The organism is Blautia acetigignens (assembly GCF_025566865.1).
In the GTDB taxonomy this organism is placed as follows: Bacteria; Bacillota; Clostridia; order Lachnospirales; family Lachnospiraceae; genus Blautia_A; species Blautia_A acetigignens.
This window is the reverse complement of record NZ_JAOQJM010000015.1, coordinates 88,582-101,097: the sequence shown is the minus strand read 5'-3', so window position 1 is coordinate 101,097 and position 12,516 is coordinate 88,582. Positions and strand designations below refer to the sequence as shown.

The 12,516-nt window shown below is 43.3% G+C and carries 12 protein-coding genes and 1 other RNA gene; 3 read left to right on the top strand and 10 right to left on the bottom strand.

Annotated features, from left to right (window positions below; genetic code table 11):
- On the top strand, positions 1-185 hold a 185-nt coding region (locus OCV70_RS15435; protein ID WP_262579852.1), incomplete at its 5' end, for a hypothetical protein.
- Positions 186-352: 167 nt separating this feature from the next.
- Here the strand turns inward: OCV70_RS15435 and OCV70_RS15430 are convergent.
- From OCV70_RS15430 to ssrA, 3 genes are all read right to left on the bottom strand, one after another.
- A complete protein-coding gene (locus tag OCV70_RS15430; RefSeq protein WP_262579851.1) occupies positions 353-874 on the bottom strand; it encodes a hypothetical protein in 522 nt (173 codons plus the stop codon).
- A gap of 11 nt (positions 875-885) precedes the next feature.
- Positions 886-2,199 carry an AAA family ATPase gene (locus tag OCV70_RS15425; RefSeq protein ID WP_117854214.1) on the bottom strand — a complete coding sequence of 438 codons (1,314 nt, stop codon included), beginning with the start codon at positions 2,197-2,199 and terminating at the stop codon, positions 886-888.
- A 139-nt stretch (positions 2,200-2,338) separates the two neighbouring features.
- Positions 2,339-2,688, bottom strand: a transfer-messenger RNA (tmRNA) gene (gene ssrA / locus OCV70_RS15420).
- Between the two features lie 207 nt (positions 2,689-2,895).
- Between ssrA and OCV70_RS15415 the strand changes: the two genes are divergently transcribed.
- Positions 2,896-4,611, top strand: a complete 1,716-nt coding sequence (locus tag OCV70_RS15415) for an AAA family ATPase (protein WP_021926715.1) — start codon at positions 2,896-2,898, stop codon at positions 4,609-4,611.
- A gap of 92 nt (positions 4,612-4,703) precedes the next feature.
- Here OCV70_RS15415 and OCV70_RS15410 read toward each other — a convergent pair whose 3' ends face one another.
- From OCV70_RS15410 to OCV70_RS15380, 7 genes are all read right to left on the bottom strand, one after another.
- Positions 4,704-5,711, bottom strand: a complete 1,008-nt coding sequence (locus OCV70_RS15410; protein ID WP_195587396.1) for an aldo/keto reductase — start codon at positions 5,709-5,711, stop codon at positions 4,704-4,706.
- Positions 5,712-5,833: 122 nt separating this feature from the next.
- Positions 5,834-6,391, bottom strand: coding sequence for an elongation factor P (efp, locus tag OCV70_RS15405; RefSeq protein ID WP_021926717.1), 558 nt, complete (start codon positions 6,389-6,391; stop codon positions 5,834-5,836).
- A 135-nt stretch (positions 6,392-6,526) separates the two neighbouring features.
- Positions 6,527-7,030, bottom strand: coding sequence for a shikimate kinase (locus OCV70_RS15400; protein ID WP_117854211.1), 504 nt, complete (start codon positions 7,028-7,030; stop codon positions 6,527-6,529).
- Positions 7,027-7,530, bottom strand: a complete 504-nt coding sequence (locus OCV70_RS15395) for a YqeG family HAD IIIA-type phosphatase (protein WP_195587397.1) — start codon at positions 7,528-7,530, stop codon at positions 7,027-7,029. The genes OCV70_RS15400 and OCV70_RS15395 overlap by 4 nt, the downstream gene beginning before the upstream one ends.
- A 31-nt stretch (positions 7,531-7,561) precedes the next feature.
- Positions 7,562-8,437, bottom strand: a complete 876-nt coding sequence (locus tag OCV70_RS15390) for a patatin-like phospholipase family protein (RefSeq protein WP_195587398.1) — start codon at positions 8,435-8,437, stop codon at positions 7,562-7,564.
- Positions 8,438-8,439: 2 nt separating this feature from the next.
- The gene (locus OCV70_RS15385; RefSeq protein WP_173765405.1) at positions 8,440-9,804 is read right to left on the bottom strand and encodes a citrate/2-methylcitrate synthase; all 1,365 of its coding nucleotides are present in this window, start codon (positions 9,802-9,804) and stop codon (positions 8,440-8,442) included.
- Between the two features lie 65 nt (positions 9,805-9,869).
- Complete coding sequence (locus OCV70_RS15380; protein WP_021926721.1) at positions 9,870-11,087, bottom strand: aminotransferase class I/II-fold pyridoxal phosphate-dependent enzyme; 1,218 nt, start codon at positions 11,085-11,087, stop codon at positions 9,870-9,872.
- A gap of 186 nt (positions 11,088-11,273) precedes the next feature.
- Here OCV70_RS15380 and gdhA point away from each other — a divergent pair.
- The coding region (gene gdhA, locus OCV70_RS15375; protein ID WP_262579849.1) for an NADP-specific glutamate dehydrogenase at positions 11,274-12,516 on the top strand (1,243 nt) is incomplete at its 3' end.

The window sequence follows — 12,516 nt, the reverse complement described above, 5'->3', positions numbered from 1 at the left end:
ACATAATGATGCCTCCTTTCATTGTATTCCCTACAAATAGGATAGCACATTTTGTTGAAGTTTCTTTATATTTATTTTATCTAGCACAACAAGTTAATTTACTTTTATTTAATATTTCAAGAAGACTAGACTTCCCACTGCCATCTATGCCAAATAAGCAAATAAGTTTTCCTCTCATTAGTTAATTTCCTTTGTGAATTTATTGATAATTAAGAATTATCTCTTATCTTATTATACAACCGAAATTCCATTTTTCCTCATAATTTTACTATTTTCTAAAAAAAGATATTTTTATCTTGTTTTCATTCGATGAACAGAAAGCCGAACCATCCAAAATGTGTATCGAAATAACTCATTTCAATAAATCAACATCTTTCTCCACCAACTGCTTCTCTGCAATCTTAAGATTTCCTCTGTAGTTATTTCGCAGCTTTTTGACCAAATTGACGTAATTCGGGCTTGCTTTTATGTTTGGAGTGGATGAAGCCACTATTATTCTTGCATATACATGGTTAAAAGCGGAAAACAAAGCTTTAAACTGTGATAATGTTCCGTCAATCTGTTTTAATGAATGAGCTACGTCCACGCCTTTCAGTTCTGTTAAAATAGCCTCACATTCCTGTCCTCCAAGTACAAATAAATAATCACATTTGCAGATTCCCGGCGGGACTGATTTATCCTGTGGAATTATACCGCCATCCATTTTATATAAAATCACATGATCTTTCCGGGTATTCTCCAGGATGTATTTTTTCTTGCGTTCCTCACACTTTATCCTTGAGCGATTATCGGATACTTCAATACACTCAATGTTTTTATTTACACATGCAGTAGTCTTTTGATTGACAAGCTGTTCTTCTATGCATTTTTCCACTTTATTACATATCATTCATCCATCTCCTTGTCCAGTAAGCGCTCCAGTTCCGAATTTGTGATTGATGAAACTTCATCAATATAATCAGTACTGATCATATGGCTTTCTTCATCCAGCAGGTTTTCCATGCTGCTTAATCCTGATCTTGTATTTTCCAGTTTGAAAGCAGCAAATGTCTTATAATTAACACGTAAATTTTTTGCAATAACTACCGTACCTTTACTCTTTGGTCCATTTTCAATCTTGTCCGAATACAACAGGATATTTAAAGATGTTAAAATATATGGACTGTGTGTTGTAATAATTGCTCTGCTATCTGTGGAGTTAACCATCAAAGAAATCAGGCTTACAACATTTTTCTGGGCAATTGGAAATAAATGTGCTTCCGGTTCTTCTATAATTACAAAGCTCTTCTTTTTTTCCAGAATAATGATAAAGGCCAGCATCAGAATCCACAGTACCTCCTGCTGCCCGGAGGAACCATACATCAGTTTTACCCAATGTCTTTCATCAAAGTAAATTTTTTCTCCATCCATTTCGCTGGTATAATCCGCTTTAAAAATATCTTTTATGAGACTGTATGCTGTGTCAAGTGAAATATTATTAATTTGACCTTTTACAGTTTTAGTATAGTCTTTTACAATTTCCGGAATTTTGCTTCCAAATTTGCTTTTTGTATTTCTGATCAGATTGATAAAATCCTGCATTGTCAGATCCATATCTGAAATAGAAAAATCATGCAGCTGCTCTGACATGGTGGCCAGAAGACTTCTTCCTGCGGGGATATAGATAATGTCCGCATTATTTTCAAAAAGCTTATACAAACGTTCCTTGAACTGCTGTTTCAGCATTGCCAGAGCAGTAATATTATCGATTATGGAATTAATTTGTTCACTGTTTAGCGTTGCCAAAAACATTACAGATGCTTCATATATCAGTTCATTTAATGCATATTTTAAATTTTCAGCAAAGCGAAAGCGGACATATCCATCTTTATTCAGAGTGATTTCTATTTTCTTTTCTCCAAAAAAGTACTCTATCTTGAAGTTTTGCATGTGTGTGGTTTTGCCGAAGCATCCCATAAACTGTCTGGTCAGATATTTCATATAATTATTAAAATATTCATTTTTGTGATTGTCTGTATACTGTGCACCATCCATTAAGAATTCCAGCGTATAATCCCTTATCTTCTGGCAATAGTAAATAACTTTACAGGCTGTACTTTTCCCAGATGCCTGAGTGCCTATAAATACCTGCATTTTTTTATCTAAATCTATTTCAGCTTCGCAAATTGGACCAAATTGATGTATAAGAATTTTGTTCATAGCACTTCTCCTTTGGGACTTTGGTTTTATTAATAAATAGAGTTGATTGCAAATTTGTAGAAAAAAGCCCCGAAAACATCCAAGTTCAATGTTTCCGGGGCTTGCCCTGTGGGTGCCATAATAAACACCCTTGTCTCTTAAGTGGACCTGGCGGGAATTGAACCCGCGTCCGAAAGTCTATCCCTTGCGGCATCTCCCATCACAGTCGCTGTATTAACATTCCCTCCGCAGCACGCCCACCGACAGGCTTACTGCTTCAGTAGCTTCATAATACATCTGCCGGGGCAAAGCTTACCCGGCAAGGTTTCTCACAAGGTCGACGCCAGACTCCTGAGGTGTGAGTGCAACAGGACTGACGGGCAGCACTTAGGCTGCCATTACTAACTGATCGTCAGCGTTTATATTTAGAATTTCCCGTTATTACGCAGTTCGGGAGACTGCGGATGGCTTCCACAACTTCAAAACCCCCGTCGAAACCAGTACAAGCCCTAAATGGATTATAATAGGTAGTTCTGGTACGCAGACGAAGTTTAAGCGGTTGCGCTTTTGGTTTATTATAAGGCAAACGGCTTCAGGTTGTCAAGGGATAGTTTCTGGGGCTTCATCTTGCCATTTATTCCTTCAGATGATAAAATCAAAATACATGGGAGACATTTTGAGCTCGGGAATATAGCTTTGGGAAGGAGCGTGAAAAATATGGCGGCATTGCTGAAGCTTCCGGTTGGCATTGAAGATTTTCGGGAGATTCGCCGACTTGGTTTTTACTATATTGATAAAACGAAATTGATTGAACAGCTTCTTGACAACTGGGGAAAGGTAAATCTGTTTACAAGACCCCGGCGTTTTGGAAAAACACTGAACATGAGTATGCTCCGTTATTTTTTCGAAATCGGGGCTGATAGCACCTTATTTGAGGGACTTAATATTTCACAAAGAAAGGATCTTGTGGAAGAATATCTTGGGAAGTTTCCTGTAATATTTCTTACATTAAAAGGTGTCGAGGGCGAAACCTTTGCAAAAGCGAAAGCGAAGCTGGTTAAGTTAGTTGCTCTGGAGGCAGAGCGATTCCATTTTCTGAAAGACAGTGACAGACTGACAGAAAATGAAAAAGCCAGATATGGTGCATTGGTTCAAATGAGCAGCGGCAAATATTTGATGGATGATGAAACCCTTGAAGCGGCACTGCAGACATTATCGGAATTGTTGTTTCACTATTATGGGCAGAAGACCATCATCTTGATTGATGAGTATGATGTTCCTTTGGACAAGGCATATCAAAACGGCTATTACCAGGAAATGCTGTCACTGCTTCGCGCGTTATTCGGAGATGCTCTGAAAACCAACCAGTTCCTGCAGTTTGCAGTTTTAACCGGATGTCTGCGTGTTTCGAAGGAGAGTATTTTCACTGGTCTGAATAATTTCAAGGTTTTGTCCATTACAGATGTTCGCTTTGATGAACAATTTGGTTTCACTGAAGAGGAAGTAAGCAAACTGCTGAAGACCTATCATTTGGAAGGGCATTTGCCTGAAATAAAAGAGTGGTACGATGGTTACCATTTTGGAGCTGCAGATATTTATTGTCCATGGGATGTGATCAATCATGTAGATCTCCTTTGTAAGAATCCAACAGCAATGCCACAGTGCTACTGGATCAATACCAGCGGAAACATTCTTGTCAAAAATTTCATCACCAGGGCAAACAAGACAACCCAGGATGAAATCGAGCGTTTGGTTGCAGGCGAGCCTATTGAAAAAAATGTCAGATTGGAATTGACCTACGATGAGATTGACAATAGCATTGAAAATATCTGGAGTGTTTTATTTACCACAGGCTATCTGACCCAAGCCGGAATCACAGACCAGGGCGCATATAAGCTGGTCATTCCCAATAAAGAAGTGAAAGAGGTCTATAAGGTTCAAATACAGGAATGGTTTGATAAAAAAGTACGTGCGAATACGGAACAATTAACCTTTTTCTGGAAGTCTGTTGAAGAAGGAAATGTATCATCAATAGAACAATATTTAAATCGGACTCTTAGTAATTCCATCAGTGTCTTTGACACGAAAGCACCGGAAAAAGAAAAGGAGAGTTCTTATCATACGTTTTTGGTAGGCTTGCTGATTGGAAACACGAACTGGGTGGTTCGGTCAAATGTGGAGGCTGGGGAAGGCTTTGCAGATATCATTATTAAACCGGAAAATCCAGATGCAGGGATTGTCTTTGAGCTTAAGTATTCAAAAGACATATCAGGCTTAGATAAGGCCTGTGCAAAAGCGATTGAGCAAATTAAGAGCCGGAGATATTATGAGTATTTGAGAAATGACGGACGCCACGATATAACACTTTACGGTATCGCTTTCTATAAGAAAAGATGTAAGGTTGTTGTTGAAAAACGAAAAGAAGAATGGTAAATAATAACAGCCTGTTTTTTCCAGGAGCCCCGGAAGTATTGAGGATTCAATGCTTCCGGGACTTACTTGTAGAGCGAACATGTCACCTGGTTCTATTCTCCGAATTCCTCGGCCACCTTTTTCAGCATTTCCCGGATTGGAAGATGGTATGGACATCTGGTTTCGCATTTGCCGCAGCCTACGCAGGCGGATGCTTTTACCCCAAGGCTTCCATAACGGTCCCGTGCCCAATCTGCAAGGTTGTAGCGTTCCAGGTAGCCTGCGAAAAGGAAGGCGTTTGGAATGCTGATTCCTACGGTACAGGGGGCGCAGTAATTGCAGCGGCGGCAGAAATTGGTGCCGAGCTGATAGCGGATTCCTTCCATTTCGGAAAGCTCTGCCTGGGTAAGGGGTGTGGTGTCTGCGCATGCTTTAATGTTCTCTTCTAATTCCGATACCTCTGCCATTCCCGGGATTACCACAGTAACAGCAGGATTGGAACAGACGTAGCGAAGGGCAAGGGTTCCGTTCTCAATGGCGCCGCCGGCCAGAGGTTTCATGGCAATGAAGCCTACATTTTTCTCCTGGCATTTGCAGATCAGCTCTTCTCCCTGACTTTCTACTATATTATATGGGAACATGATGGTCTCCACCCAGTCAAGGCTTAAAGCCCGTTCAAACACTTCTGTGGAATGTGCGGTAAGACCGATATGACTGATTTTGCCTGCTGCCTTGGCTTCCATGAGGGCTTCCAGTGCGCCCCCTTCGCCTACAACTGTATCCAGCTGCTCCATGCTTGGGTTATGTACCTGGTACAGATCAATGTGGTCTGTGCGAAGATTTCCAAGACTTTTCTCAATATCTGCTGCCATAGCATCCTTAGTTCTGGCCATACTCTTGGTGGCAAGCACAAACTTGTCCCGGATTCCCTCCAATGCATAACCAAGATATTCCTCACTGACCGTATAGCCTCTTGCAGTGTCAATGTAATTAACACCTTCATCCATAAGCTGCTTCATCAGTGCCTTGGTTCCCTCTGCGTCAATTCTCTGAATGGGGATTCCGCCGAAGCCCATCCTTGAAATCTGAAGTCCTGTTTTTCCTAATGTCGTGTACTCCATGTTTCGTCTCCTCCTGTAATTATTCGATTAGCAATATACATTTATCATGCTGTTATCCACATACAAAATATGCCACCGGCGCAATCGCCGATGGCACACAAAACCTTACGCTTATTCAAGCATTAAACACGGGACAGATACTCACCTGTTCTGGTATCGATCTTAAGCTTGTCTCCCTGGTTAACAAACAGAGGAACCATAACCTGTGCTCCAGTCTCAACTGTAGCTGGCTTGGTAGCACCCTGTGCTGTATTTCCAGCGAATCCTGGCTCTGTCTCTGTAACTACAAGCTCAACGAATAACGGCGGCTCGATAGCGAATACATTGCCATTGTGGGAACAGATCTTAACCATCTCGTTCTCTTTAACAAACTTCAGAGAATCGCCAACCTGCTCTTCTGTAAGACCAACCTGGTCAAATGTCTCTACGTTCATGAAGTAGTATAATCCGCCGTCATTGTACAGATACTGCATATCAACACGCTCAATACGTGCTGTAGGGAATTTCTCTGTAGGACGGAAGGATTTCTCTAATACGGATCCTGTGATAATGTTTTTGTATTTGGTTCTAACGAAAGCAGCTCCTTTACCCGGCTTAACATGCTGGAATTCTACGATCTGACAAACGTTGCCATCAATTTCTACTGTGACACCGTTTCTGAAATCACCTGCTGAAATCATAATTAATTTTTCCTCCTTATAGTGCTTGTGACTAGCAATATTTTATAATATATGTACCATTTTTTCAACTACTTTTTTTATAATGAGAGATTTTTCTTGAAAATCATGGATATGGAACTGGCTCACAGCTCACTCTCAGGGAAGCTTACTCTCAATTTCCTTGATCAGCTCCTCGAAAGGCTTCACGCCTGTTACTACCTCAATATCTGCAAATTTATGATAGATCGGGTCGCGCTGCTTCAGAAGCTTCTTGATCTTCTCCTCCTGGTTATCTCCTTCCAGAAGTGGATTGTTATTTCCTTCCAGTCTCTTGCGAAAGGTTTCTGCAGAACCCTTCAGGTAAACAACTGTGCCAAGCTGTTTGATATATTTCTCATTCTGCTCCTGGATCGGAAGACCTGCGCCAAGGGAAATTACTTTCTTCTCCTTGTCCTCGATCAGTGCCTTCACGGTCATGGTCTCCAGTGCGCGGTAATATGGCTCTCCAAATCTCTGAAAGATCTCCTTCACAGGCATGTTCATTTTGCGGACGATCACCTTGTCTACATCTACAAATGTCAGTCCCAGGTCACTGGACAGACGTTTCCCCACTCTTGTCTTGCCAGAACCCATAAATCCGATAACCACAATATGGTTCATGAATTCTTCTCCTCCTTGGTATAAAAATGTAATACGATTCTTTCCAGATAGCGCTTCAGCACGATCTGGATCTCTTCCTTCGGGTGTATAGGCTTCACCAAAATGTTGCGAAGACCGGCATTCTTAGCCCCCCAAATGTCCGTAAACAGCTGGTCTCCGATGAATACCGTATTCCCGGAGTTTGTTCCAAGCCGCTCCATGGCTCTCTCATAGCCTCTTCTGGATGGCTTGGCTGCCAGTTCAATATATTCGGCACCCACTAAACTGGCAAAGGGTGCAACTCTTTTTTTCTTATTGTTGGACACCAGACAGCAGGAAAACCCTATGTCCCGCAGCTCCTTAAAAAGCTGTATGGCTCTCTCGTCGGCCGGTGCCCCATGAGGAACCAGGGTATTGTCAACGTCGAACAAAAGCCCCCGATAGCCCTCCTGGTATAAGTTCTTATAGTTTACTACATATGCTGAATCCAGATATTCATCCGGAAAAAAGCGTTCAAACATTCTGTTACATCCTTTATTTCTTTATATTCTGTCAGCTGTGCAGGTAAGCCTGCAGCTCCTCATAGCGCTCCTTCATTACCCCATAGCCATGCTGATAAAAATCCATCAGCTTGTCCTTATTGGTCTCTGCTCTTCCTACGGCAGGCAGCTCCGGGCGAATTACAAAAATGTGTCCCTCCTGCTCCCATTTCTCTATAAGCTCCAGGGTCCGGTTGTAATTGCGGTAGCGGTTATATAAGGTATTCAGAAGCTCCGGATAATGGCGAAAGGCAGCTACATAGACAGGTGTGCTTTTACCCGGCTTCTTCTTGCGGTAGCCCTTATTTCTGGTAAGGATCACCACATTCTTGCGATAGCCCTTCTCCATGGCATGGATCAGGGGAATGGAATCTGCAACTCCTCCATCCAGATAGGGAACTCCGTCTATCTCCACAGCAGGACTTACAAGGGGAATGCTGGAGGAGGCTCTTCCGATATCCATCAGCCGCTGCCTGTCATGCTTCTCAGACATATATTCCGCATCACCTGTCAGGCAGTTTGTCACTACCATTTCACACTGGATATCGGACTGGAAAAAGGTGTCAAAATCAAAGGGAAAGAGCTCATTTGGATACCTGTCAAATAGCATGTCCATATCAAAAAGCTGGTGCTTCTTAAGGGCAGCCCTGGTGGCAATGTAGCTATTCTCCTTGTCCTCTACAATCATACAGTCCCTGGTGCGCCCCGGCTGATGGGAAACATAGTCAAGGGCATTGCAGGAGCCTGCGGAAACCCCCACAACATAGGGGAATTTCACATCCTTTTCCATAAGGAAATCCAATGCTCCTGCTGTAAATACGCCTCTGTTTCCTCCACCCTCCAGAATAAGAGAGGATGAAACTTCTGTTGCTTCTGTTGCTTCTGTCATTTCTATTCACGCTCCTTAAGAGGTACATATTGTGCAGGCGGCAGTACATTCTTGTATGCCGGACGAATGATCTTATCTGTGTTGATCAGCTCTTCCATTCGGTGGGCACTCCATCCTACAATACGCGCCACTGCAAAAATCGGTGTATAAAGCTCAAGGGGCAGATCCAGCATGCTGTATACAAAGCCGCTGTAAAAGTCCACGTTGGCGCTGACACCCTTGTAAATATGGCGTTCCTCAGCAATTACCTCAGGTGCCATTTTCTCTACCATGGCGTAAAGGTTGTACTCCTTCATGCGGCCCTTCTCCTTTGCAAGGGTCTCTACGAAGCCCTTGAGAACCTGGGCACGGGGATCGGATACAGAGTAGATAGCGTGTCCCATACCATAGATAAGACCTCTCTTATCGAAGGCTTCCTTATGGAGGAGCTTGCGCAGATACTCTCTTACCTCTTCTTCATCGGAAATATCCTTAACATGCTTCTTCAGATCCTGGAACATGCTTACAACCTTGATGTTGGCACCGCCGTGCTTCGGTCCCTTCAAGGAACCAAGGGCAGCTGCGATTGCGGAATACGTATCGGTACCTGAGGAAGATACTACATGGGTGGTAAAGGTAGAGTTGTTACCGCCGCCATGCTCCATGTGGAGGATCAGGGCAAGATCCAGGATCTTCGCCTCCAGGTGGGAATACTTCTTGTCAGGACGGAGCATACGCAGAATATTCTCTGCTGTGGAAAGCTCCTTCTTCGGATTGTGAATGTAAAGGCTCTTGCCGCATACATAATGGTTGTAGGCCTGATAGCCGTATACGGATAAAAGCGGAAATACGCTGATCAGGTTCAGGCACTGTCTCAATACATTCGGAAGAGAAATATCATCTGGCTCCTTATCGTAGCAATAAAGTGTAAGTACACTTCTTGACAGGGCATTCATAATGTCCTTGGAAGGTGCCTTCATAATAACATCCCTTACAAAATTGGTGGGAAGGGATCTCTGATTCGCCAGAAGCCTGGTAAAGCTCTGAAGCTCCGTCTCATTGGGAAGTTTGCCAAACAGCAAGAGATAGGTAGTCTCCTCGAAACCGTATCTGTCATCTTCAATAAATCCTCGGGTAAGCTCCTTAATGTCATAGCCTCTGTAGGAAAGACTTCCTGCACAGGGCACCTCCTTGCCGTCAACTACCTTCACTGCACATACATTGGAAACCTGAGTCAGGCCTGCAAGAACGCCCTTACCATTGATATCACGAAGACCTCGCTTTACATCGTATTTCTGATAAAGTGACAGATCAAGACTGGTATGCTCCTTACAGATTCCTGTCAGGCTTTCTATTTCCGGTGTTACTTTCATGTTAAATCCTGCCATATGGTAAACCCCTTTCTCTTTTTAATTTTCCGATAAATCTTCCTCCCTGAAAAATGCAAGCTTGCTTATCTTTGTTTATATGTGGACAGGAACTCTCTCATCTTGCCCATAGCCTTCTCCAGCTGACGCACGTTCGGCAGATATACTACACGGAAGTGGTCCGGAGAATTCCAGTTAAAGCCCTTACCCGGTACCAGAAGCACCTGCTTCTCATGCAGGAAATCAAGAGCGAACTGTTCATCATTGTAAATATTGAATTTCTCTGTGTCGATCTTCGGGAAAATGTAGAAGGCAGCCTTAGGCTTCACAGCACTGATTCCCGGAATATCATTAAGGGCCTTGTAAATAAAGTCTCTCTGCTCGTAAACCCTTCCGCCCGGCTGAATGTATTCATTCACACTCTGGTAGCCGCCAAGTGCCGTCTGCACAATGGACTGGGCCGGAACATTAGAGCAAAGACGCATGGATGAGAGCATATTGATTCCCTCTATGTAGCCCTTCGCCTTATTCTTGGCACCGCTTAGGATCATCCATCCGATACGGAAGCCTGCGATCATGTGGGACTTGGAAAGTCCGGAAAAGGTAACGCAGAATACATCCGGTGCCAAAGAGGCGATGGAGGTATGCTTATACCCGTCCATGATCAAACGGTCATAAATCTCATCGGAGAAAATGATCAGCTCATGCTCTCTTGCGATCTGTACGATCTGCTCCAGGATCTCCTTAGGATATACCGCACCTGTAGGATTATTAGGATTAATGATAACGATGGCCTTGGTCTTATCTGTGATCTTGCTTCTGATGTCATCAATATCCGGATACCATTCTGACTGCTCATCACAGATGTAATGCACTACATTACCTCCGGCTAAGGTAGCAGTCGCTGTCCATAGAGGATAATCCGGTGCCGGGATCAGAATCTCGTCCCCATTATCCAAAAGGGCCTGCATACACAGGTTGATCAGCTCGCTGACACCATTACCTGTATAAATATCATTCATGGTCACGCCCGGGATTCCCCGAAGCTGTGCATACTGCATGATTGCCTTTCTCGCTGAGAATATTCCCTTGGAATCAGAATACCCCTGTGAGGTACGGATATTGCTCAGCATGTCCAGTATTACTTCCTGTGGTGCGGAAAAACCGAAAGGATATGGGTTGCCGATATTCAGTTTCAGGATCTCCATTCCATCCTCTTCCATTCTGGCTGCCTCATCCACAACCGGGCCTCGCACATCGTATAGTACGTTATCCAGTTTGCTGGATTTCTCAAATGTCTTCATTTATTTTCACTCCTTTGCATCGGCATAGCATGTTTCTTGTTTTCTATCATCTCATATTTGGCTGATTTTCGCAAGCCCCTATGAAATTTTTGGAAATCCGAAAAAAACTCTTTTCTTTTTTAGCGCTTTAGTGTATAATAGCGACGTTGAAAAAATTTTACATACTCAGGATGAGGAGGAATTACAATGTCTTACACTGAAGAAGTATATGAAAGAGTCGTAGCACAGAATCCTGGCGAGCCGGAGTTTCATCAGGCAGTAAAAGAGGTTCTGGATTCCCTGAAAGTCGTAATCGACAAGAATGAAGAAGAATACCGCAGCATGTCTCTTCTGGAACGTCTTGTTGAGCCGGAAAGAATCATTTCCTTCCGTGTTCCGTGGGTAGATGACAAGGGCGTTGTTCAGGTTAATAAGGGTTACCGTGTACAGTTCAACAGTGCAATCGGACCTTACAAGGGTGGTCTTCGTTTCCATCCGTCAGTTAACCAGGGTATCTTAAAATTCCTTGGATTTGAGCAGACTTTTAAGAACTCCCTTACCGGACTTCCCATTGGCGGTGGTAAAGGTGGTTCCAACTTTGACCCGAAGGGTAAATCTGACAGAGAGGTTATGGCATTCTGCCAGAGCTTTATGACAGAGCTTTCTAAATATATTGGTGCTGATACTGATGTTCCTGCAGGAGATATCGGTGTAGGCGGACGTGAGATCGGTTATTTATTTGGACAGTATAAGAGAATCCGCGGATTATATGAGGGTGTTCTTACAGGTAAGGGACTTACCTACGGCGGATCCCTGATTCGTACACAGGCTACCGGATATGGTGTTGTTTATATGCTTGATGAGATCATGAAAGCACATAATGATTCTATTGATGGCAAGACCTTCATCGTTACAGGCTCCGGAAACGTTGCTATCTACGCAGTTGAGAAGGCTCAGCAGCTTGGCGGCAAGGTTGTTGCTATGTGCGATTCCAACGGATATGTATATGATCCAGAGGGAATCAAGCTTGATATTGTAAAGGATATTAAGGAAGTAAAACGTGGTCGTATCAAAGAGTATGCTGACCGTGTTGAGGGTGCTACCTATACAGAGGGACTTGGAATCTGGAACATTAAATGTGATGTATACCTTCCATGTGCTACTCAGAATGAGCTTCCTCTTGAGGGTGCTAAGGCACTGGTTGCTAACGGCTGCAAATATGTAGTTGAGGGTGCTAACATGCCTACTACTCTTGATGCTACAAGCTATCTGATGGAGAATGGTGTTCTGTTTATGCCTGGTAAGGCAGCTAACGCCGGCGGCGTTGCTACTTCTGCTCTTGAGATGAGCCAGAACTCCATGAGACTTTCCTGGACAGCTGAGGAAGTGGATGAGAAGCTTCACGGTATCATGGTAGATATCTTCCATAAAGCTGATGATGCTGCTAAGC

Bases quoted from the DNA above. Each gene is read 5' to 3' on its own strand.
- OCV70_RS15425 (WP_117854214.1), bottom strand. From the start codon at position 2,199: ATGAACAAAATTCTTATACATCAATTTGGTCCAATTTGCGAAGCTGAA.
- OCV70_RS15415 (WP_021926715.1), top strand. From the start codon at position 2,896: ATGGCGGCATTGCTGAAGCTTCCGGTTGGCATTGAAGATTTTCGGGAG.
- OCV70_RS15410 (WP_195587396.1), bottom strand. From the start codon at position 5,711: ATGGAGTACACGACATTAGGAAAAACAGGACTTCAGATTTCAAGGATG.
- efp (WP_021926717.1), bottom strand. From the start codon at position 6,391: ATGATTTCAGCAGGTGATTTCAGAAACGGTGTCACAGTAGAAATTGAT.
- OCV70_RS15400 (WP_117854211.1), bottom strand. From the start codon at position 7,030: ATGAACCATATTGTGGTTATCGGATTTATGGGTTCTGGCAAGACAAGA.
- OCV70_RS15395 (WP_195587397.1), bottom strand. From the start codon at position 7,530: ATGTTTGAACGCTTTTTTCCGGATGAATATCTGGATTCAGCATATGTA.
- OCV70_RS15390 (WP_195587398.1), bottom strand. From the start codon at position 8,437: ATGACAGAAGCAACAGAAGCAACAGAAGTTTCATCCTCTCTTATTCTG.
- OCV70_RS15385 (WP_173765405.1), bottom strand. From the start codon at position 9,804: ATGGCAGGATTTAACATGAAAGTAACACCGGAAATAGAAAGCCTGACA.
- OCV70_RS15380 (WP_021926721.1), bottom strand. From the start codon at position 11,087: ATGAAGACATTTGAGAAATCCAGCAAACTGGATAACGTACTATACGAT.